This is a genomic window from Pseudacidovorax sp., assembly GCF_017991995.1.
In the GTDB taxonomy this organism is placed as follows: Bacteria; Pseudomonadota; Gammaproteobacteria; order Burkholderiales; family Burkholderiaceae_C; genus Xenophilus.
On sequence record NZ_JAGOPN010000004.1, the window covers coordinates 39,438 to 60,882 of the forward strand.

Sequence of the window (21,445 nt, forward strand, 5' to 3'; positions counted from 1 at the left end):
AGCGCGAAGCCAGTATGTCTAGCGAACCTAGCCATATAGGCGACGTCATGACTTGATTTGCTTGGTAAGCTAGAACATCTCTATTATCCAAGTCAAGACAACAAGAATTTCTTCAATTCATTTATTTGAACTAAATCACATTTGAGCGTGCGCGTAGGAAAAGACGTAGAATTAAATTCTCATGAGATATCGCGCTTCATTCAATGCCTTGTCTAACCTTATTTGGGGTAACTGATGAGCAATATTGTCATTAAACGAGCGGTAAGTAATATAACTGAGAAAACATCGATTTTCACTCCGATTGTCGAAGCCGTTGTAAATTCGATCCAGGCCATCCAGGCAGGCACTGAAAAGAACGGATTAATTCAAATAACTTTGAAGAGGAATCGGCAGCTCGATTTGGATGGAACTCAAAGCAGCCGAGGAATTGAAGAGATAAGAATTGAGGATAACGGCGTTGGATTTAACAATGAAAATCAAGAGTCTTTCGACACACTTTATAGCGAACTAAAAATTGCGGATGGTGGCAAGGGTTTTGGGCGCCTCACTTATTTAAAATACTTTGATCATGTCTGGGTAGAGTCGACCTATAAAGCAAGTGACTCTTCCTACTGGGATTTAAGTTTTAAGATGGGAGATGAAAAGCACTTCATAGTCGAAAGAAATCTTACTGCTTCCAACTCTAGTAGGGCGAGGACGACTGTTCGCCTTAGTGGACTGAAAAAGAAGTCAGCGATCAATCAGTCCGCCAAACAGATTGCCAGGAATTTAGTTGAACTCTTACTTCCTTATTTCATTACTGACGAGTATGAGTGCCCTAAGATTGTGCTAATGGAAGAGGATGGATCGGAACTAATCACGCTTAATGAATATTTGTCCAGCGAGCAAGCGGTTATCCAGGAGGTTTTTCTTCCACAAAGTGATTTCAGAATAGCTGCGGGAGCAGAGACTCACAATTTTAAAATCAGAACATTTAAAATTTATTCGCCTGGCTCCAAGGTAAGTAAGGTCAGCTTGGTTGCGGATAAGAGAGAAGTGGAGACTGCTTTTCTCAGCCGCTACATCCCGGAATTCGAAGACGAATTTTTCGATCCTGCTCCAGCTGACAATTCACTCGTTGCTCGAAATTTCATTCTAAAGACTTACGTATTTGGCCGATATCTCGATGAAAATGTTTCATTAGAGAGGGGTGGATTTAGGTTCCGTAAAGAGCGCTTGGAGGATCCAGCGCTCTATGAAGAAGTTTGCCAGACGGATATCGAAAAAGAGGCCGCTAGATTAACTGCCATAGCATTTCAGGGAGAACTAAGCTCCCGTTCCGAGCGCAAGAAAATAATAATTTCAGATTATGTCGACAACAATGCACCCTGGCATCGCGAAGCTCTTAATCAGGTCGATCTCAATGAGTTTAGTATGCATCCCAAGCCTGAAGAAATTGAGGCAGTTCTCCACAAGCAGCAATTCAAAGCGGAGACTCTGCTCCGCGCTCGGATTAAAAATATCCTGAAGGAGGATCAGCCTAGCAATTTAAATGAGGAAAGCGCCAGCTCAATCGCAAAAAATATTACAGAAAAGAGCAAGAGTGAATTAATACACTATGTTGTTTTACGCAAATATTTGCTCGATCTTTTAGAAAGAAGATTGGAATATAAGGATGATAATCGCCACTACACCGAGGGTGCAGTACACGACATAATTTTCCCAAGAAAAAAAGATACAGATACTATTTCGTACGACGAGCATAACCTCTGGATATTGGACGAAAGATTAAGCTTCACGAACTATGTTTCATCAGATATTCCGTTGGATGGAATTAGATCTGATAGAGGGGATGTTATCGTCTATGGAAATCGCATCGCAATGCGTGGAGAAAATATATCCACGAATCCTATTACGATATTTGAATTCAAGCGGCCCGGCCGAGACGATTTTGCGGACCCATCTTCTGATGAGGATCCAATTGCACAAATCGTCAGGTACGCCAACAAAATAAGGGATAAAAAATTCAGAACCCCGCCTGGACGCCCAATGGAGGTAACTTCTACTACCCCTTTTTACGGCTATGTCGTGTGTGATTTCACGCCTAAAGTGGAAGAGTGGTTGGAGCGAGAGAAGAGCTTTACTCCCATGCCGGACAGAAAAGGGTGGTTTTCCTATCTTGCAGGGCCAAAAATTTACATCGAGGTATTAAGCTGGGACAAGGTCCTAAGAGACGCCGTTATAAGAAACAAGGTATTTTTTTATAAACTTGGGATCGATAATTGATATTAAAATTGAGGCGATAAAAAAGGGCGCAATGGCGCCCCTTTTCTTGGATTGACTTGGATTAAACCAACAACGCATTCACCCTTCGCACATAAGCCGCCGGATCCTCCGGCAGCCCCCCTTCGGCCAGCAGCGCCTGATCGAACAGGATGTTCGCCAGGTCATCGAAGTGCGCCTCGTCGCGCTCCAGCTTCTTGACCAGCGGGTGCTCGGCGTTCACTTCCAGCACGGGCTTGACCTCGGGGGCCTTCTGGCCGGCCTGCTTGAGCATGCGGGCCAGTTGCGTGCTCATGCCGTGCTCCTGCACCACCAGGCAGGCGGGCGAGTCGACCAGACGGGTGGTCACGCGCACGTCTTCGGCCTTGTCCTTGAGCGAGGCCTTCAGCTTTTCCAGCACCGGCTTGAAGGCTTCGGCGGCCTCTTCGGCGGCCTTCTTCTCGGTCTCGTCCTGCAGCTTGCCCAGGTCCACCGCGCCCTTCGCCACGCTCTGCAGCGGCGTGCCGTCGAACTCGGTCAGGTACGACAGCGCCCATTCGTCCACGCGGTCGGTCATCAGCAGCACCTCGATGCCCTTCTTCTTGAAGACCTCGAGCTGCGGGCTGTTCTTGGCGGCGGCCAGGGTGTCGGCGGTGATGTAGTAGATGGCCTCCTGGCCGTCCTTCATGCGCGCCTTGTAGTCGGCCAGCGAGACGGTGGCCGCGTCGCTGGTAGTGGAGGCAAAGCGCAGCAGCTTGGCGATGCGGTCGCGGTTGGCAAAGTCCTCGCCCAGGCCTTCCTTGAGCACCGAGCCGAACTCGGCATAGAACTTGGCGTACTTGCCGGCGTCCTCGCTGGCCTTGGCGGCGTCAGCGTCGGCCTGCTCGCCTTCCTTCTTGTCGACCACGTCGGTCACGCCGTCGGCGGCCGGCGTTTCAGCGGGCGCCGCAGCGGCAGCGGCCTTCTTGGCCAGGTCTTCCAGCATCGACAGCACGCGCTTGGTGCTGCCGTCGCGGATCGCCTTCACGTCGCGGCTTTCCTGCAGCAGTTCTCGGCTGACGTTCAGCGGCAGGTCGGCCGAATCGATCACGCCCTTCACGAAGCGCAGGTACGAGGGCAGCAGCGCCTCAGCCTCGTCCATGATGAACACGCGCTTGACGTACAGCTTGAGGCCGCCCTTGTGGTCGCGGTTCCACAGGTCCATGGGCGCCTTGGCCGGGATGTACAGCAGCTGCGTGTACTCGGTGCTGCCTTCCACGCGGTTGTGGCTCCAGGCCAGCGGCGCTTCGTAGTCGTGGCTGATGCTCTTGTAGAACTCGACGTACTGCTCTTCGCTCACGTCCTTCTTGGCGCGGGTCCACAGGGCGCTGGCCTTGTTGACGGGCTCCCACTCGCCGGTGGCGACCATCTCGCCGCCCTTGTCGTCCTCGCCTTCCTTCCACTCTTCCTTCTCCATCAGGATGGGCAGGGAGATGTGGTCCGAATACTTGCCGATGACCTGCTTGAGCTTCCAGCCGTTGAGGAATTCGTCGGCGTCCTCGCGCAGGTGCAGGATCACGCTGGTGCCGCGCTTCTCGCGGGCGATGGTCTCGACCTCGAAGTCGCCGGTGCCGGTGCTGCTCCAGCGCACGCCCTGGTCGGCCGGCAGCCCGGCGCGGCGCGACTCGACCACGATGCGGTCGGCCACGATGAAGCCCGAGTAGAAGCCCACGCCGAACTGGCCGATGAGCTGCGCGTCGGCCTTCTGGTCGCCCGACAGGCGGCTCATGAACTCGCGCGTGCCGCTCTTGGCGATGGTGCCGAGGTGGTCGATGGCCTCCTGCTGCGACAGGCCGATGCCGTTGTCGGTGATGCTCAGGGTGCGGGCCTTCTTGTCGAAGGCGACGCGCACTTCGAGGTTGGGCGCGTCTTCATAAAGGGCCGCGTTGTCCAGGGCCTCGAAGCGCAGCTTGTCGCAGGCGTCGGAGGCGTTGGAGATCAGCTCGCGAAGGAAGATCTCCTTGTTGGAGTAGAGCGAGTGGGTGACCAGGTGCAGGAGCTGGGCCACTTCGGCCTGGAAGGAATGGGTGTTCTTGCTCATGTCGTGCTGCTAAGTGGTTGAAATGCCGCCCAAAAACGGAAACGCCCCCAAAGCTTGGGGGCGGTGGGCGGATTATCAACCCCCCTGTCGCGGCCCGAATCGGCCGGACGGGGCAGGCGGTCCGACCGGCGCCAGGGCACCGGCGGAGCGCGCAGCGGCGCTCAGTTGAGCGGCAGCGAGGTCGACTGGCCGATGGCCTCGGTGCCGGCCGGGTGCGCGGCGGCGATGGCGTCGGCCTGGGCGCGGCTGCCGTCGCCCGGTTGCAGCAGGGCGGGCATCACGGTCGATTGGCCGACGGCCTCGGTGCCCACGGGATGGGCGGCGGCCATGGCACCGGTGTTGACTTCGTCGCGCGACATCGTCGAGTTGAGCGGGGCCATGCCGGTGGACTGGCCAATGGCCTCGCTGCCGCCGCCGTTCCAGGCGGATTGGGCCCAGGCGCCCACGGTGCCGGTGGCCAGAACAGTGCCCAGTGCCAGGCCGGCGGCCAGGCGGAAGGTTGCAGGTGCGCGCATGTCGATCTCCTCGTTCACAACAACAGGGTGGGTCGCGCGCCGGCTGCGCCATGCTGGCCGGCGGACCCGCCTGGGGCCACTCTAGGTGGCGTTTCTGAGTTGGAAATGAGACGGCAACGGCATGTCGCCCAGGTGCACGCGGGCGCGCAGGCCGCTGCGGTGCTCCGGGCCGCGGCGGTTGATCAGTGCGATGCGCAGGCCGTGGCGGCGCGCCACGCTGGCCGCGATGGCCAGACCCAGCCCGCTGCCGCCGACGGCAGCGCCCGGCGCGCGGTAGAAGCGGTCGAACACGCGGGGCAGCACGTCCTCGGCGATGCCCGGGCCTTCGTCCACCACGTCGACGACCGGCTCGCCGGTGGGCAGGGCATGCAGCACGAGGTCCACGCAGCCGCCCGGCAGGCTGTGGCGCACGGCATTGTCGAGCAGGTTGTCGAACAGGCTGCGCAGCTCCACCGGCGAGCCTGGCCGCTGCAGCGACTGCAGCTCGGGCGCGGTGCGAAAGCCCAGGTCCACATGGCGCTGCTCGGCCATCTCGGCGAACTGGGCGACGGCGTCGCGCAGCAGCGGCGCCAGGGGCACGGCCTCGGGTTGCAGCGGCTCGGCCGCCTCCTGCCGCGACAGGCGCAGCAGCTGGGCCTGCAGCCGCTGGGCGCGGGAGACGCCGGCCTCCAGCTGCGCAAAGCTCTGCCGGGCCGGGCCGTCGGGAATGTGCGGCCGCAGGTTGTCCAGCTGCAGGCCGATGGCGGTGAAGGGCGTGCGCAGCTCGTGCGCCGCATCGGCCACGAATCGCTGCTGCGCCTGCAGCGCCGCCCGCAGCCGGCCGAGCACGGCGTTGAAGGCCTGCACCAGCGGCCGGATCTCGGCCGGCACCCGCTCGGGCGGCATGCCGCGCGGGCTGCGCTCGTCCTGCGCGGCCACCTCGCGCGCCACGGCCCGCAGTGCCCGCGAGCCGCGCCACACCACCAGCCATTGCAGCAGCAGCGTGGCGGGCAGCAGCGCCAGGATCGGCAGGCCTTCGGCCAGCGCCCGCTTGAGCGAGCGTTGCTGGCGGAAGGCGCGGCTTTGCAGCACCTGCACCCGCAGCCGGTCGACACCGTCGGCCGGTGCGGTGTAGACGCGCCATCGCTGCTCGGGCAGCGGGCCGGTGCGCAGCTCCACGAAGCCCGGCTGGGCCTGCAGCGGCACGGCCAGTTCGGCGGAGGCGGCTTCCTGCTGCCGGCCATCGGGCGTCCACAGCTGCACGACGAGGGCGCCGCGGCGCGCAATGGCCTCGGCGTCGACAGTGGGCAGCTCGCGCACATGCCGGCGGCCGGCGTAGGACTCGGCCAGCGAGCGCATCTGGTCGTCGCGCAGGCCTTCGATGATGCGGCCGTAGACCGCGTAGGCGCCCCAGGTCGTCAGCAGGCCGGCCACCAGGTGCAGCATCACCAGCCAGCCCAGCAGCCGCCGGCCGAGCGAGGACGCGGGCCGGGCGCGCGTCGCGCTTTCAGTCGCGACCATGGCCAGGGGACGGGGGCGCGGCATCGGCCGGGCCGGCGCCCGGTGCTGCTGCCGCCGCGGCGCTCACGCGCCAGCCCAGGCCGCGCATGTTGCGGATCACGTCCGCGCCCAGGCGGCGGCGCAGGCCGTAGATGAGCACGTCCAGCGCGTTGCTGTTCACCTCGTCGTCCCAGCCGTAGAGGCGCTGCTCCAGCTGGGCCCGCGAGAGCACCGCGCCGGGGCGCTCCAGCAGGGCGTGCATCAGCGCGAACTCGCGCGCGCTCAAGGGTTCGTGCCGGCCGTCCGGCAGATGCAGCTCGCGCGTGGCCAGGTCAAGCTGCAGTTGCGGCGTGCCGATGCGGGGCTGCGCGGCGCCGCCGTGGCGTCGGACCACGGCGCGCATGCGGGCGAGCAGCTCGCGCAGGGCGAAGGGCTTGGGCAGGTAGTCGTCGGCGCCGAGGTCCAGGCCGGCCACGCGGTCGTCCAGGCCGTCGCGGGCGGTGAGCACCACCACCGGCGTGCGGTCGCCGCGAGCGCGGGCACGGCGCAGCAGGGCGGTGCCTTCCTGCCCGGGCAGGCCCAGGTCGAGCAGCACGCAGGCATAGGCGCCATCGGCCAGGGCACGCTCGCCGCTGAGCCCGTCGGCCGCCCAGTCCAGCGACCAGCCCTCGCGCGCCAGGCCCTGGCGCAGGCTGGCCGCGATCATCTCGTCGTCTTCCACCAGCAGGGCGCGCATGGGGTGTCTCCGCCGTTGTCGTCGGGCGCGGATGCTGGGTGGGGCGACTTAAGGCAGGCTGATCAGCGGGTGCCCTGCCTGGCGGCCTGCCGATCGGGGCATGGAGATAAATACTGCAGAATGTGGCTTAAACCAGAAATCACCACTTAGCAACCAATTAAATGGAATTAGCGCTGAGCTCCTCCGCCGAGATTGCGAGCACCCTGTGCGCGCGGTTGCGCACCGAACGGCTGGCCCAGGGTATGACCCAGGCCGAGGTCGCGGCACGCGCCGGGGTGGCGGTCAACACCGTCTCCAACCTGGAGGCGGGGCGGAGTACCGCCTTCGAGAACGTGGTGCGGGTCGCGGTGGTGTTGGGCCGACGCGACGAGCTGGTCGCACTCTTCCAGCCGCGGCTGGAGAGCCTGCACGACATCGCCCGCTACGAGGGCAGCGCGAAGCGGCAGCGCGCGCGCAGGAAGGCAGGCGATGCCTGAGCGGATCGACGTCTGGTACGAGGGCTGGGGCGAGCGCTGGCACTGGGGCTCGCTGGTGTCGTCCACGGCCATCACGGGTCGGCCGCTGATCGCCTTCGAGTACAGCGACGAGGCGCTGCGCCGCGGGCTGGAGCTGTCGGCCCACACGCTGCCTCTCAAGGGGCCGCGGCTGCGCCACGGCTTTCCGGCGCATCAGATGGGTCTGCCCGGCCCGGTGTACGACGCTTTGCCCGATGGCTGGGGTCTGCTGCTGATGGACCGGCTGTTCAAGCGCCGCGGCCTCAACCCGGCGCGCATCGGCCCGCTGGAGCGGTTGGCGTACGTCGGCCGCAGCGCCATGGGTGCGCTTTCCTTCGAGCCGCCCGCGGCAGAGGGCGAGGCCCCGCCGGGGAAGGTCATGCTCGCCCAACTCGCGGCCGAGGTGCAGGAGGTGCAGCGTGGCGAGGGCGGCGCCTTCCTGCAGCGCCTGCTGCAGATGGGCGGCTCGCCGCAGGGCGCGCGACCCAAGGTGCTGCTCTACCGCGAGCCCGCCACAGGCATCTTCAGCACGGCCGACGGGCCAGGACTGGAGCCCTGGCTCATCAAGTTTCCCGCGCAGCACGAGCCGGCCGAGGTCTGCGCCGTCGAGGCGGCCTATGCCCAGGCCCTGCGCGACTGCGGTATCGACACGCCAGCCACCGAGCACTTCGCACTGCCGGACGGCCAGGCCGCCTTCGGAAGCCGGCGCTTCGACCGCGAGGCCGGCCAGCGTGTGCCCATCCAGAGCCTGGCCGCCTTCACCGGTGCCGACTTCCGCACGCCCGGCGCGCTCGATGCCGCGACCTTCCTGCGCGCCACGCTGCTGTGCACCAACGACGTCCGCGAGCGCATGCGGGCCTACGAGCGCGTGGTCTTCAACGTCGCCTTCCACAACCGGGACGACCATCCGAAGAACTTCGCCTACCGCCTGTCGGCGCGCGGGCACTGGCAACTGGCGCCGGCCTTCGACGTCACCTTCTGCGAGGGCCCAGGCGGCTACCACCAGATGGACGTGATGGGCGAGGCGCTGGACGTCGCCCGTGCGGCGCTGTTGCGGCTGGGCGAGCAGGAGGCAGAGCTGTCGCGCACGCAGGCCAGCGAAACGATCGAGCGCATCGCTGCTGTGGCCAGCGGCTTCGCCCAGTCGGCGCGGCAGCGGTTCACGGGCCTGATCGCGCCGGACACACTGGCGCTGATCCAGCGCCGCATCGACGACAACCTGCGGCGGCTGGGCTAGCCACAGCCGCCGCACACACGACGGTTGCGGCGTGCGTGGCGCGGCGCACTGCGGGCTGGGTTCTGCTCGCCGCTCAGAACCGCTCGTCCGCCCCCAGGTAGCGCCACTGCCCCTGCGGCAGCTGCCCCAGCACCACGTTGCCGATGCGGATGCGCTTGAGGCCCACCACGCGCAGGCCCACGGCCTCGCACATGCGGCGGATCTGGCGCTTCTTGCCTTCCTTGAGCACGAAGCGCAGCTGTTCGGGGTTCTGCCAGTCCACGCGCGCCGGCCTGAGCGGCTGGCCATCGAGCGACAGGCCGTGGCGCAGGCGCGTGATCTGCTCGCGCGGAAAGACGGACTGCACGTCGATCGTGCGCTCCTGGCCGCCCATGGGCCAGCTCACGCGTACGAGGTATTCCTTCTCGATGTCCGAGTCCTCGCCGATCAGCTGGCGGGCCACGCGGCCGTCCTGCGTCAGCACCAGCAGGCCGACGGAGTCGATGTCGAGCCGGCCGGCGGGCGCCAGGCCGCGCAACTGGTCGGGCGCAAAGCGCTGGCGGCTGCCGTCGCCGCGCCAGTGGTTGCGTGGCTGCACCAGCGTGACGGCGGGCTGGTGGCCGTCCTCGGCCTGGCCGCTCACGTAACCGACCGGCTTGTGCAGCAGGATGGTGACGCGCTGCTCCTGCTGGCCCTGGGCGCGCTTGTCGACCTCGATGCGGTCGGCCGGCCCCACCTTGACGCCCATGGCGGCGACCTGGCCGTTGACCTTGACCCAGCCGCGCTCGATCCACGCATCGGCCTCGCGCCGCGAGCACAGGCCCAGGTCGGCCATGCGCTTGTTGAGTCGGATCGGGTCGGGCGTGTCGGTCATCGGGAGGGCGGACGAGGGCAGGGATGGCGGGCGGGCCGCCATTCTCCCCTCACACGAAGCCCAGCACCCCCAGCACGGCGCCGACGCCCAGCAGCCACAGCAGGTGCACCCGCGTGCGCCACACGATCAGCCCGGCCACGGCGGCCAGCAGCCAGACGGGCCAGCGCGCATGGCCCGCGACCTCGTTGCTGCGCGCCAGCACCCAGCCGGTGGCCACCAGCAGCCCGACGGCCACCGGCGCCAGGCCTTGCTTGAAGGCCCGCACGCCACGGTGCGTGCGATTGCGGTGCGCCCAGCGCGTCGCCAGCAGGGTCAGCACGCTGCTGGGCAGCAGGATGCCCGTCATGGTGGTGGCCACGCCCAGCAGGCCGAGCAGCCAGGCATGCAGGCCGGCCCCGATGCCGCCGCCGGCGTTCAGGCCCACGTTCCAGCCCATCAGCGCCACGAACAGGATGTTGGGCCCCGGGGCGGCCTGGGCGATGGCCACCGAGGCGTTGAACTGCATCGGGTCCAGCCAGCCCTTCTGCGCCACCAGGTAGCGCTGCATGTCGGGCAGGGTGGTGATGGCGCCGCTCACGGCCATCATCGACAGCAGCATGTACTGGCCGAGCAGGTTCAGCCAGTCGTGCCAGTGCAGGGTGATGCTCATGCGCCGCTGCCTTTCAGGGCTTGAGCCGCGTGAAGGTCCAGACGCAGGCGGCCCCGCCGACGAGCAGCAGCACCCAGCCCAGCGGCACGCGCGCCAGCGCGATCAGCACGAACACCAGCGCCGCGATGCCCGCGCCGGCCGCGAAGCCCAGCGGATGCGCACGCAGCGAAGGAATCAGCTTGACGCCCGTGGCGGCGATGACGCCCCCGGCCACGCTGCTCATGCCGCGCAGCGCACCGGCCACGCGCGGGTCGTTGGCATAGTGGGCATGCAGAACGGCCAGCACGAGGATTACCGCCAGCGGCAGCACCAGCATGCCGGCCAGCCCGGCCAGTGCGCCGCGCAGGCCGAAGTGCCGGTCGCCCAGCATCAGCGCCAGGTTGATCACATTGGGACCGGGCAGCACCTGGGCGACGGCCCAGTCCTCGATGAACTGCTCCTTGGTGAGCCAGCGCTTGCGCTCCACCAGTTCGCGCTGCACCACGGCCAGCACGCCGCCGAAGCCCTGCAGCGCGAGGATGGTGAAGGAGAGGAAGAGGTCGGCGAGGGATTCGGGTCGTGCGGGCGCCTGGTGCGGGGCGGCGTCGGCATCGGCCACGGAGGGCGGCACTGGCATGGCGGCGGATTATGCGGGCGGGCCTGCGGCGCCCGGGGCGCGGGGTCAGCGGCAACTCAGTTCAGTCGCCCAGGCGACCTGCCTGCTGCCGGTCAGTCGCTCAATTGACTGAGGCGCGGCGCGGCCTGCTCCGACACTGCGTGCGGTCCGGTCTCGCCGGGCCGAAATCCAAGGAGACAAGTGCATGTTCAAGACCACGGCAGCGGGCCTCGCGCTCGCCTGCGCCCTCGGCGCCCACGCGCAGCAGCAGACCCTCAAGATCGCCCTCATCGACCCGCTGAGCGGCCCGATGGCCGACGTCGGCAAGATCTTCGAGAACCATCTGCGCTTCGCGGCCGACACCATCAACGCCGCCGGCGGCATCGATGGCGTCAAGCTGGAGGTGCTGGCCTTCGACAACAAGCTGTCCACGCAGGAAAGCCAGGCCGCGCTGCAGGCCGCGGTGGGCGCGGGGGTCAAGGCCGTGTTCATCGGGGGCGGCTCGGCCACCGTCTCTGCCGTCATCACGGCCGCCAACCGCAACAACGAGCGCAACCCGGACAAGTCGGTGCTGGTGTTCAACTTCGGCGGCATCGATCCTGACCTGGTCGGCAAGAACTGCTCCTTCTGGCACTTCATGACCGAGGCGCAGGTGACGATGCGGATGAAGGCCTATGCCGACTTCGTCAAGAAGACGCCGGAGATCAAGAAGGTCTACTTCCTCAACCCCGACTACAGCTTCGGCCGGCAGTGGACGGCCTTCGGCAAGACCCTGCTGGCCGAGGCACGGCCCGACATCCAGATCGTGGGCGAGGACTTCTTCCCCACGGGCACGGTGAAGGACTTCGCGCCCTACATCGCCAAGATGCGTGCCGCAGGCGCCGACACCGTGGTGTCGGGCAACTGGGGCAACGACATGGCGCTGATGATCCGCGCCGCCGGCGACTCGGGCTACAAGCTGCGCATCCTGACGCACAGCAGCGCCAACAAGTCGACCATGATCGCGCTGGACGCGGCACCGACGGTGCGGCTCAACATGATCGGCGAGTGGTTCCCCGGCGCCGACAACCCAACGGCCGCCAAGCTCGAGAGCGCGTTCGAGGCCAAGTACAAAGAGGCCTTCTATCTGGTGCGCCTGTCCACCGCGACCGAACTGCTGGCCCAGGGCGTGCGCAAGGCCCGTTCCACCGATCCGAAGCAGATCGCGTCGGCGCTCGAAGGCATCTCTTACAAGTCCATCCTCGGCGACGTCAGCGTGCGCAAGGAAGACCATCAGTTCATGGCGCCGCAGTACGTCTATGCCAATCACCCCGTCGATGGCAAGACGGTGAAGAAGGGTTTCGACGGGACGAAGCAGGGCTTCGTCGCTGAATCGCTCACGCCGGTGAGCGCGCTTGCCGTGCCCAACCAGTGCGACATGAAGCGACCGGCGGGGCTCTGACGCCATGACGTCCAGACCCTGGCTGGGAAGCTATCCCGAAGGCGCGAGCTGGAGCGCACCCCTGCGTCTGACGGCGCTCACGGCGCTGCTGGGCGACGCGGAGCGCCGCTGGCCGCAGCGTGTCGCCGTGCGCCAAGGCGACACGGCGCTCGACTACGCCGCGCTGGCGCAGCATGTGCGGCGCGTGGCCGGCGGGCTGCGCGAACTCGGCGTGCGGCCAGGCGTGCATGTCGGCCTGTACCTGCCCAACGTGCCGCAGTACATCGTGGCCTTCTTCGCGGTGCTGCAGGCCGGCGGCACGGTGGTGAACTACTCGCCGCTCGATGCCGGCCAGACGCTGCGGCACAAGGTGGAGGACAGCCGCACCCAGCTGATGATCACCTTCGACGCGCCGGAGCTGCTGCAGAAGATGGCGCCCGTCGCTCAAGACGGGCTGCTGCAGACGCTGGTCGTGGCGCGCGCGGACGACTTCGCGCACGCCGCAGCGCCGACGCCATTGCAACCCGGCCCGCGCGTCGCCTTCGCGGCCTTGCTGGCCGCCGAGGCCCTGGCCGCGCCCCATGTGCCGGCGGACCTTGCGCAGGCCATCGCCGTGCTGCAGTACACCGGCGGCACCACGGGGCAGCCCAAGGGCGCCATGCTGAGCCACGCCAACCTGAGCGCCGCGGTGTCGCAGGTGTGGCACACGCTCGTGGGCTCCGGCACGCTGGCGGAGGGCGAGGAGCGCTTTCTGGCCGTGCTGCCGCTGTTCCACATCTACGCGCTGGTGGTCAACCTGCTGTTCGGGCTGTCCATCGGTGCCGAGCTGTCGCTGCACCAGCGCTTCGACCTGGAGGCGACGCTGCGCGAGTTCGTCGAGCGCAAGACCACGGTCTTCCTCGGCGTGCCGACCATGTATGTGGCCTTCGTGGGCCATCCCGACATCGGCCGGCTCGACCTGTCCTCGCTCAAGTTCTGCAACTCGGGGGGCGCGCCGATTGCGGCCGAGGTCTACCAGGCCTTCGTGCGCATGGCCCAGTGCCGGCTGCAGGAGGGCTGGGGCATGACCGAGACCTGCACCATGGCCACCGCCTCGCCCGGCTTCAGCCACTACCGGCCCGGCTCGTGCGGCATTCCCGTGCCCGGGGTGGACGTCAAGGTGATCGACCTGCAGGATCAGCACGACCTGCCCAAGGGCGAGCATGGCGAGTTGTGCATCCGCGGCCCCAACGTGATGGCGGGCTACTGGAACCGGCCGGACGCCACCGCCGAGGCCTTCACGCCCGACGGCTATCTGCGCACGGGCGACATCGGCTACATGACGCCCGACGGCTTCGTCTACATCGTGGACCGCACCAAGGACATGCTGATCTGCGGTGGCTTCAACGTCTACCCGCGCAACATCGAGGAGGCGATCTACCGGCATCCCTCTGTCGAGGAGGTGATCGTGATCGGCGTCCCCGATGCCTACCGCGGCCAGTCGCCCAAGGCCTTCATCAAGTTCAGGCCGGGCGCGCCGCGGCCCACGCTCGAAGCCCTGAAGACCTTCCTGGCCGACTACCTCGGCAAGCACGAGATGCTGCAGGCCATGGAAGCCCGTGACGAGCTGCCCAAGACGGCGGTGGGCAAGCTGTCGAAGAAGGATCTGCAGGCCGAAGTGGCTGCACGGGCCTGAGCGCCCCGCCAGCCGGACGCGTCAAGCCCGGCCAGGGGCGGGCGGGGCGTGGCGTCTCAACGTCCGCGCCTGGCCAGCTTCAGGTGCAGCACCCCCATGCCCACCGCCAGCCCCGCGCCCCACCAGTAGTCCACCGGCAAGCCCAGCAGCCAGTGCGGATGCCAGTGCGCATGCACCGGGTCGAGCCGGGCCCAGCCATACGCCGGGTTGACCACGAACCACAGGCAGTCCTCGCTGACCCAGAAGGTGGCCAGGCCGCCCAGGGCCAGCACGAAGTCGCTCCAGCGCCAGCGGCCGTTGAAGGCCAGCGGCATGAAGAAGACCAGCAGCATGAAGCTGAACACCCAGGCGTGGTAGCCCGTCATGGCACGTCCGCCCCAGAAGATGTCGAGCAGCCAGTGGTGCTCGATGCGCCAGGTGGGCAGCGAGGTGGCCCAGCCCGCGCCGCCTTCGATCTGGATCTCGGCATTGGCGAAGAAGAAGCCCATTAGCAGCGCCCAGGCGTAGTAGCCGAGCACGCGGCGCAGGCTGCTGGCATGCCCTTCGGCCAGGGGTGTGGCGATGGTCCAGGTGAGGGGCGCGGTGGAGGCACGGCCCTCGGTGCGCGCACTGCGCGGCGGTCGGATGGCGCTCATCGGCCGGCTCCTTCGATCACCTGCGTCAACACGGCGCGCGCGGCGCCCGGCTTGCCCAGCGCGCGGCTGCGCTCGGCCATGGCCCGCAGTCGCGGCACGTCGGCCATCAGGCGGGCGATCTTGTAGTCCAGGCCGATGGCGTCGTCGGTGAGCCAGGCGGCGCCTTCCTCCAGCAGGTGGATGGCGTTGTGCTCCTCCTGCCCCGGGATGGGCGAGGTCAGCAGCATGGGCCGGCCCAGCGCCATGCATTCGGAGATGGTGAGCCCGCCGGGCTTGGTGACCACCAGGTCGGCGGCGGTCATCAGCCGGTCCATCTCGGTGGTGAAGCCGATGGGCAGCAACCGGCCGGCGTGCTGCGCGGCCAGTGCCTGCAGTTGCGCGTGGGCCTCGGCATTGCGGCCGGCCACGGCGACGAGCTGGAAGTCCTGTCCCGGCAGTGCGAGCACGCGCCGCGCCATGCTGGGCAGGTCCCCCACGCCGGCGCCGCCCGAGACCATCAGCACCACGCCGCGCGCGGCGTCCAGGCCCAGGCTGCGCACGGCGGCCTCGCGCTCGGCGGTGGCCACGTCGAAGGCCGGCATCACCGGGATGCCCGTGACATGGATGCGTGCCGCCGGAAGGCCGCGGGCGCGCATGCGGAAAGCCACCTCTTCATTGGCCGCGAAGTAGCCGGCCAAGCCCGGCACGATCCACATGTTGTGCAAGTCGTAGTCGGTCACCTGCAGCCACAGCGAGGCGGAAAGTCGCGCACGCTGCTGCTCGCGCGCCAGCAGCTCCGCCGGCAGGAAGTGGGTGCAGACGATGGCATCGGGCCGCTCTCGGGCGATCTGGCGCAGCAGGTCGCGGGCGCTCAGCCGCTCGATGCCGCGGCGCAGGCGCTGCGAGGCGGCGCTGTGCGGCGTGGCGTCGGCCTTGCCGTGCAGGTACGACCACACGTCGGGCGCGCGGTTGACGAGCCTGATGTACCAGTCGGTGTAGACCTTGCGGAAGCCCGCGGCCACATGCGCCATCGCGTCGATGTGCACGCATTGCCAGCCGGGCCAGTGCAGCTGCGCCGTGGCCGCGAGGGCCTGCGCGGCACGGACATGGCCGTTGCCTGCGCTGACGCTGAGCATGAGAAGCTTGCCGGGTTGCTGAGGTGTCATGGTTCGGTGTTCTGGCGGCGCGCCGCGCGCCGTCCCTGTGGGGCGCGTCCTCCCTGCCGCAGCGCGGGCAGGTCGAGCACCCGCAGTCCACCGTACTCTACGTGTATGACACCTTGTGAGGAGAGCGCCATCAGCGACTCGTTGACCCGCTGGCGTGACAAACCCACGAGATAGGCGAGTTCCTGCTGGGTGATGCGCAGCATCTCGCCCACGCGCGGGAACAGCACCGGGTTGAACAGGGCCGCCAGGTTGCGCGCCACGCGGGCGTCGGTGTTGTTGAGGCGGTCGATCTCCACTGCCGCGATGAACTGGCCCAGCCGCTCGTTGAGCTGGTTCATGACGAAGCGGTTGAAGCCGATGGAATGGTCGAGCAGCCAGTGGAAGCTGTCCAGCGGCAGGCCGGCCACCACGCTGCGCCGCAGCGCGCTCACGTTGTAGCGGTAGGGTTCGCGCTTGATGGCCGTGCCCTCGCCGAACCAGCCGCCCGGCGACAGGCCGCTGTAGGTGACCTGGCTGCCATCGGCGCGGTCGTTGCTCATCTTGAGCAGGCCCTCGATCACCCCGAACCAGTAGGTGGGCGCGCGACCCACGCGGCAGACCTGCTCGCCCACCTCGGCCTCGCCCACCACCAGTGCGGACTCGGCCCGGCGGCGTTCCGCGGGCGCCAGCGCATCGAGCCAGGGAATCGCCTGCAGTTCGGCCTCGGTGGCAGGGCGCACCCGGTCGCGGATCCCACGGACAGTGGCCTTGACGCTGCGTTGGCTTCGTTCGCCCATGGGGAAAGTCCCGAGAGTGGAGTCCCTAGGATTGTCGTCACAACGACACCACGACGTCAAAGTGGCGCCTAAATTGCGCGGCGTGGAACCTCAAGCCAACACCTTCCCTCGCCTCTTGATGGCGCATGCGCGCCAGCGTCCGGATGCGCCCGCCGTGCGCGAGAAGGACCTGGGCATCTGGCAGACCTGGAACTGGTCGCAGGCCGCGACCGAAGTGCGCGAGCTGGCCTGCGGCCTGGCCAGCCTGGGCTTTGCGGCCGGCGCCAACCTGGCCATCGTGGGCGCCAACCGGCCGCACCTGTACTTCGCGGTGGTGGCGGCCCAGAGCGTGGGCGGCGTGCCGGTGCCGCTCTACCAGGACGCGGCCGCCGCAGAGATGGTGTTCATGCTCGACGACGCCGGCATCGAGTTCGTCTTCGCCGAGGACCAGGAGCAGGTGGACAAGCTGCTCGAATGCCGCGAGCTGCAGCAGGCCGCCAAGCCGGGCAGCGCCGGCCTGCGCACCATCGTCTACGACGATCCGCGCGGCCTGCGCCACTACGACCAGCCCGGCCTGATGAGCTACGAGCAGCTGCGTGCGCTGGGCCGGGCCTTCGATGCCGCCACGCCCGGTTTCTTCGACCGCGCGGTGGCGGCCGGCCAGCCCGACGACGTGGCCGTGATCCTCTACACCTCGGGCACCACCGGCCGGCCCAAGGGCGTGTGCCAGACGCATGCCAGCTTCATGTCCGCGGGCCGCGGCGGCGTCGAGACCGACCGCCTGGGCCCCGGCGACGACATCATGAGCTACCTGCCCATGGCCTGGGTGGGCGACCACCTGTTCTCGGTGGCGCAATGGCTGGTGGGCGGCTTCACGCTCAACTGCCCCGAGTCCGCCGCCACCGTGATGAACGACATGCGCGAGATCGGGCCCAGCTACTACTTCGGCCCGCCACGCACCTTCGAGGGCCTGCTCACGGCCGTGTCGATCCGCATGGAAGATGCCGCCGCGCCCAAGCGCTGGATGTATGCGAAGTTCATGGCCCTGGCCCGCCGCGTGGGCGCCGACATCCTGGCCGGCCGGCCGGTGGGCTTGGCCGACCGGCTGATGTATGGGCTGGGCAACCTGATGGTCTACGGCCCGTTGCGCAACGTGCTGGGCATGAGCCGCATCCGCGTGGCCTACACCGCCGGCGCGGCCATCGGGCCCGACCTGTTTCGCTTCTACCGCTCCATCGGCGTCAACCTCAAGCAGTTCTACGGCCAGACCGAGACCTGTGCCTATGTGTGCCTGCAGCGCGACGGCGACGTCAAGCTCACCAGCGTGGGCACGGCCGCGCCGGGCATGGAGCTCAAGATCGCCGACAGCGGCGAGGTGCTGGTGCGTGGCGTCTCCGTGCTCAAGGAGTACTACAAGCGCCCCGATGCCACGGCCGAGGTGCTCGATGCCGAGGGTTACTTCCACACCGGCGATGCCGGCGTGATCGACCACGAGGGCCACCTGCGCATCATCGACCGCGCCAAGGACGTGGGCCGCCTGGCGGGCGGCGCGATGTTTGCGCCGAACTACATCGAGAACAAGCTCAAGTTCTTCCCGCAGATCAAGGAGGCCGTGTGCTTCGGCCATGCGCGCGAGGAGGTCTGCGCCTTCATCAACATCGACTACGAGGCCGTGGGCAACTGGGCCGAGCGTCGCGCGCTGCCCTACGGGGGCTATGTGGACCTGGCGGGCAAGGCCGAGGTGCTGCAGCTGGTGCGCGAATGTATCGAGCAGGTCAATGCCGATCTGGCCGCGGAGGAGGGCATGGAAGCCACGCAGATCGCGCGCTTCCTGGTGCTGCACAAGGAGCTGGACCCGGACGACGACGAGCTCACCCGCACCCGCAAAGTCCGCCGCGGCTTCATCGCCGACAAGTACGCCGTGCTGGTCGAGGCGCTCTATGCCGGCAAGACCGAGCAGTTCATCGAGACCCAGGTCAAGTTCGAGGACGGTCGCACCGGCAGCGTGAGCGCCACGCTCAAGATCGTGGAAGCGCGCTGCTTCCCCTCCATGAAGGCTGCTGCATGAACGCGACGACCGCCCAGGAGCTGGCCATGGCCGCCAGCGCACCCGCCCAGGGACGCCGCATCGGGGACGTGATCCTCGACGTGCAGAACATCACCCTGCGCTTCGGCGGCGTCAAGGCGCTCACGGACATCAGCTTCGATGTGCGCGAGCACGAGGTGCGCTCCATCATCGGGCCCAACGGTGCCGGCAAGAGCTCGATGCTCAACTGCATCAACGGCGTCTACCAGCCGCAGGAGGGGCAGATCACCTTCCGCGGCCAGACCTTCCGCCACATGAACTCGCGCCAGGTGGCCGAGATGGGCGTGGCCCGGACCTTCCAGAACCTGGCCCTGTTCAAGGGCATGAGCGTGCTGGACAACATCATGACCGGCCGCAACCTCAAGATGAAGTGCGGCCTGCTCGCCCAGGCCTTCCGCCTGGGCCCGGCCGAGCGCGAGGAGATCCGCCACCGCGAGTTCGTCGAACGCATCATCGACTTCCTGGAGATCCAGGCCTGGCGCAAGACGCCGGTGGGCCGCCTGCCCTACGGTCTGCAGAAGCGCGTGGATCTGGGGCGCGCCCTGGCCATGGAGCCGCAGGTGCTGCTGCTGGACGAGCCCATGGCCGGCATGAACGTCGAGGAGAAGCAGGACATGAGCCGCTTCATCCTGGACGTGAACGACGAGTTCGGCACCACCATCGTGCTGATCGAGCACGACATGGGCGTGGTGATGGACATCAGCGACCGCGTCGTGGTGCTGGACTACGGCAAGAAGATCGGGGACGGCACGCCCGACGAGGTGCGCAACAACCCCGAAGTGATTCGGGCCTACCTCGGAGCGGAGCATTGAGATGGGGTTCTTCCTAGAGACTCTTTTCGGCGGCCTGATGGTGGGCATGCTGTATTCGCTGATCGCCCTGGGCTTCGTGCTCATCTACAAGGCCAGCGGCGTCTTCAACTTCGCGCAGGGCGCCATGGTGCTGTTCGCGGCGCTGGCCATGGCGCGCTTCGCGGAGTGGTTTCCCAAGCTGCTGGGCTTCGACAGCCTGCTGCTGGCCAACCTGCTGGCCTTCGTCGCGGCCATGGGCGTGATGGTGATCGTGGCCTGGCTGATCGAGCGGCTGGCGCTGTCGAAGCTGGTCAACCAGGAGCACATCACGCTGCTCATGGCCACGCTGGGCATCACTTACTTCCTCGACGGCCTGGGCCAGACGCTGTTCGGCAACGACATCTACAAGATCGACGTCGGCATGCCCAAGGACCCGATGATGCTGTTCGAAGGCACCTTCGAAGGTGGCCTGCTGGTCAGCAAGGAAGACCTCATCGCCGCGGGGGTGGCCGCCGCGCTGGTGCTCGCGCTGAGCCTGTTCTTCCAGAAGACCTCCACCGGCCGCGCGTTGCGCGCCGTGGCCGACGACCACCAAGCCGCGCAGTCCATCGGTATTCCGCTCAACCGCATCTGGGTGATCGTGTGGTCGGTGGCCGGCTTCGCGGCGCTGGTGGCCGGGATCATCTGGGGCTCCAAGCTGGGCGTGCAGTTCTCGCTGTCGCTGGTGGCGCTCAAGGCGCTGCCGGTGGTGATCCTGGGTGGCCTCACCTCGGTGCCTGGCGCCATCATCGGCGGGCTGCTGATCGGCGTGGGCGAGAAGCTGTCCGAGATCTACCTCGGCCCGATGCTGGGCGGCGGCATCGAGATCTGGTTCGCGTATGTGCTCGCGCTTGTCTTCCTGCTCGTGCGGCCCCAGGGCCTGTTCGGCGAAAAGATCATTGATCGCGTCTGAAGGACCGTCATGCTGTACAGAGAGAACGGACAGTTCAAGTCAAGCTATAGGGCCGACCAGCAGATCTTTCCGATCCTGCAGGACCGCGTCGCCATCCTCGCGCTGCTGGTGGTGGCCTTCGCCGCGGTGCCGGCGCTGGCGTCAGAATACTGGCTGCGCGCCATCCTCACGCCCTTCCTCATCCTCTCGCTGGCCGCGCTGGGGCTGAACATCCTGGTGGGCTACTGCGGGCAGATCTCGCTGGGCACCGGGGCCTTCATGGCGGTCGGCGCCTATGCGGCCTACAACTTTCATGTGCGCATCGAAGGCATGCCGCTGATCGCCTCGCTGCTGCTGGGCGGGCTGTGCGCCACCGGCGTGGGCGTGCTCTTCGGCATACCCAGCTTGCGCATCAAGGGCCTGTACCTCGCGGTGGCTACGCTGGCCGCGCAGTTCTTCACCGACTGGGCCTTCCTGCGCATCCAGTGGTTCACCAACAACTCGGCCTCGGGCTCGGTGAGCGTGGCAGGACTCAACGTGTTCGGCCTGCCGGTGGAGACGCCGGCCCAGAAGTACCTGCTGTGCCTGGCCTTCGTCAGCGTGTTCGCGCTGCTGGCCAAGAACCTCACGCGCAGCAGCATCGGCCGCGAGTGGATGGCCATGCGCGACATGGACGTGGCCGCCGCCGTCATCGGCATCCGGCCGGTCTACGCCAAGCTCACCGCCTTCGCGGTCAGCAGCTTCATCGTGGGTGTGGCGGGCGCGCTGTGGGGCTTCGTGCACCTGGGCGCGTGGGAGCCGGCGGCCTTCAGCATCGACCGCTCTTTCCAGCTGCTGTTCATGGTGATCATCGGCGGCCTGGGCTCGATCATGGGCAGCTTCTTCGGCGCGGCCTTCATCGTGCTGCTGCCCATCTTCCTGAACCAGTTGCCGGGGTGGTTCGGCCTGTCGATGTCGACGGCGCTCGCCTCGCACCTCGAATTCATGATCTTCGGCGCGCTGATCGTGTTCTTCCTGATCGTGGAGCCGCATGGCCTGGCTCGGCTGTGGTCCACGTTCAAAGAGAAATTGCGCCTGTGGCCCTTCCCGCATTGAGTTCCCGTCGTTCATGCCCAACCAGAAGGAGAC

General features: G+C 66.5%; 19 protein-coding genes. 9 read left to right on the forward strand and 10 right to left on the reverse strand.

What is annotated here, in order from left to right; all coding sequences use genetic code 11:
- Positions 1–234: 234 nt before the first annotated feature.
- On the forward strand, positions 235–2,265 hold the full coding sequence (locus KBC94_RS06690; protein WP_294367715.1) for an ATP-binding protein: 2,031 nt from the start codon (positions 235–237) through the stop codon (positions 2,263–2,265).
- Between the two features lie 61 nt (positions 2,266–2,326).
- Here KBC94_RS06690 and htpG read toward each other — a convergent pair whose 3' ends face one another.
- The 4 genes from htpG to KBC94_RS06710 form a co-directional block, all read right to left on the reverse strand.
- Entirely contained in the window at positions 2,327–4,321 is a 1,995-nt protein-coding gene (gene htpG / locus KBC94_RS06695; protein WP_294367716.1) for a molecular chaperone HtpG, read from the reverse strand.
- A gap of 161 nt (positions 4,322–4,482) precedes the next feature.
- Positions 4,483–4,836, reverse strand: coding sequence for a hypothetical protein (locus KBC94_RS06700; protein ID WP_294367717.1), 354 nt, complete (start codon positions 4,834–4,836; stop codon positions 4,483–4,485).
- A gap of 81 nt (positions 4,837–4,917) precedes the next feature.
- Complete coding sequence (locus tag KBC94_RS06705) at positions 4,918–6,336, reverse strand: ATP-binding protein (protein ID WP_294367720.1); 1,419 nt, start codon at positions 6,334–6,336, stop codon at positions 4,918–4,920.
- Positions 6,323–7,051, reverse strand: coding sequence for a response regulator (locus KBC94_RS06710; RefSeq protein ID WP_294367721.1), 729 nt, complete (start codon positions 7,049–7,051; stop codon positions 6,323–6,325). The genes KBC94_RS06705 and KBC94_RS06710 overlap by 14 nt, the downstream gene beginning before the upstream one ends.
- A 161-nt stretch (positions 7,052–7,212) precedes the next feature.
- Here KBC94_RS06710 and KBC94_RS06715 point away from each other — a divergent pair, with 161 nt between their 5' ends.
- Together KBC94_RS06715 and KBC94_RS06720 are read left to right on the forward strand one after the other, a co-directional pair.
- Positions 7,213–7,527: a helix-turn-helix transcriptional regulator gene (locus KBC94_RS06715; RefSeq protein ID WP_294367722.1), complete on the forward strand. Its 315-nt coding sequence runs from the start codon at positions 7,213–7,215 to the stop codon at positions 7,525–7,527.
- On the forward strand, positions 7,520–8,782 hold the full coding sequence (locus KBC94_RS06720) for a type II toxin-antitoxin system HipA family toxin (RefSeq protein WP_294367723.1): 1,263 nt from the start codon (positions 7,520–7,522) through the stop codon (positions 8,780–8,782). Before KBC94_RS06715 ends, KBC94_RS06720 begins: the two co-directional genes overlap by 8 nt.
- A 73-nt stretch (positions 8,783–8,855) precedes the next feature.
- Here KBC94_RS06720 and KBC94_RS06725 read toward each other — a convergent pair whose 3' ends face one another.
- From KBC94_RS06725 to KBC94_RS06735, 3 genes are read right to left on the reverse strand one after another with little or no spacing between them, the layout of a single operon-like run.
- Entirely contained in the window at positions 8,856–9,635 is a 780-nt protein-coding gene (locus KBC94_RS06725) for a pseudouridine synthase (RefSeq protein WP_294367724.1), read from the reverse strand.
- Positions 9,636–9,684: 49 nt separating this feature from the next.
- Positions 9,685–10,284 (reverse strand): chromate transporter, encoded by a 600-nt coding sequence (locus KBC94_RS06730; RefSeq protein WP_294367725.1) that lies wholly within the window; start codon positions 10,282–10,284, stop codon positions 9,685–9,687.
- 13 nt (positions 10,285–10,297) lie between these two features.
- The gene (locus KBC94_RS06735; protein WP_294367726.1) at positions 10,298–10,900 is read right to left on the reverse strand and encodes a chromate transporter; all 603 of its coding nucleotides are present in this window, start codon (positions 10,898–10,900) and stop codon (positions 10,298–10,300) included.
- 184 nt (positions 10,901–11,084) lie between these two features.
- Here KBC94_RS06735 and KBC94_RS06740 point away from each other — a divergent pair, with 184 nt between their 5' ends.
- Together KBC94_RS06740 and KBC94_RS06745 are read left to right on the forward strand one after the other, a co-directional pair.
- Positions 11,085–12,320: a branched-chain amino acid ABC transporter substrate-binding protein gene (locus tag KBC94_RS06740; protein ID WP_294367727.1), complete on the forward strand. Its 1,236-nt coding sequence runs from the start codon at positions 11,085–11,087 to the stop codon at positions 12,318–12,320.
- Positions 12,321–12,324: 4 nt separating this feature from the next.
- Positions 12,325–13,974, forward strand: a complete 1,650-nt coding sequence (locus tag KBC94_RS06745; RefSeq protein ID WP_294367728.1) for a long-chain fatty acid--CoA ligase — start codon at positions 12,325–12,327, stop codon at positions 13,972–13,974.
- 56 nt (positions 13,975–14,030) lie between these two features.
- Here the strand turns inward: KBC94_RS06745 and KBC94_RS06750 are convergent, their stop codons facing one another.
- The 3 genes from KBC94_RS06750 to KBC94_RS06760 are packed head-to-tail and all read right to left on the reverse strand — an operon-like array spanning position 14,031 to position 16,530.
- On the reverse strand, positions 14,031–14,609 hold the full coding sequence (locus KBC94_RS06750) for a hypothetical protein (RefSeq protein ID WP_294367729.1): 579 nt from the start codon (positions 14,607–14,609) through the stop codon (positions 14,031–14,033).
- Complete coding sequence (locus KBC94_RS06755) at positions 14,606–15,754, reverse strand: glycosyltransferase (RefSeq protein WP_294367731.1); 1,149 nt, start codon at positions 15,752–15,754, stop codon at positions 14,606–14,608. Before KBC94_RS06755 ends, KBC94_RS06750 begins: the two co-directional genes overlap by 4 nt.
- Positions 15,751–16,530: a Crp/Fnr family transcriptional regulator gene (locus KBC94_RS06760; protein WP_294367733.1), complete on the reverse strand. Its 780-nt coding sequence runs from the start codon at positions 16,528–16,530 to the stop codon at positions 15,751–15,753. Before KBC94_RS06760 ends, KBC94_RS06755 begins: the two co-directional genes overlap by 4 nt.
- A gap of 118 nt (positions 16,531–16,648) precedes the next feature.
- Between KBC94_RS06760 and KBC94_RS06765 the strand changes: the two genes are divergently transcribed.
- The 4 genes from KBC94_RS06765 to KBC94_RS06780 are packed head-to-tail and all read left to right on the forward strand — an operon-like array spanning position 16,649 to position 21,412.
- Positions 16,649–18,577: an AMP-binding protein gene (locus KBC94_RS06765; protein ID WP_294368391.1), complete on the forward strand. Its 1,929-nt coding sequence runs from the start codon at positions 16,649–16,651 to the stop codon at positions 18,575–18,577.
- Positions 18,578–18,603: 26 nt separating this feature from the next.
- Positions 18,604–19,407, forward strand: a complete 804-nt coding sequence (locus KBC94_RS06770; protein WP_043118336.1) for an ABC transporter ATP-binding protein — start codon at positions 18,604–18,606, stop codon at positions 19,405–19,407.
- 1 nt (position 19,408) lies between these two features.
- Entirely contained in the window at positions 19,409–20,338 is a 930-nt protein-coding gene (locus KBC94_RS06775) for a branched-chain amino acid ABC transporter permease (protein WP_294367735.1), read from the forward strand.
- Positions 20,339–20,347: 9 nt separating this feature from the next.
- Positions 20,348–21,412, forward strand: a complete 1,065-nt coding sequence (locus tag KBC94_RS06780) for a branched-chain amino acid ABC transporter permease (protein WP_294367736.1) — start codon at positions 20,348–20,350, stop codon at positions 21,410–21,412.
- Positions 21,413–21,445 lie beyond the last annotated feature (33 nt).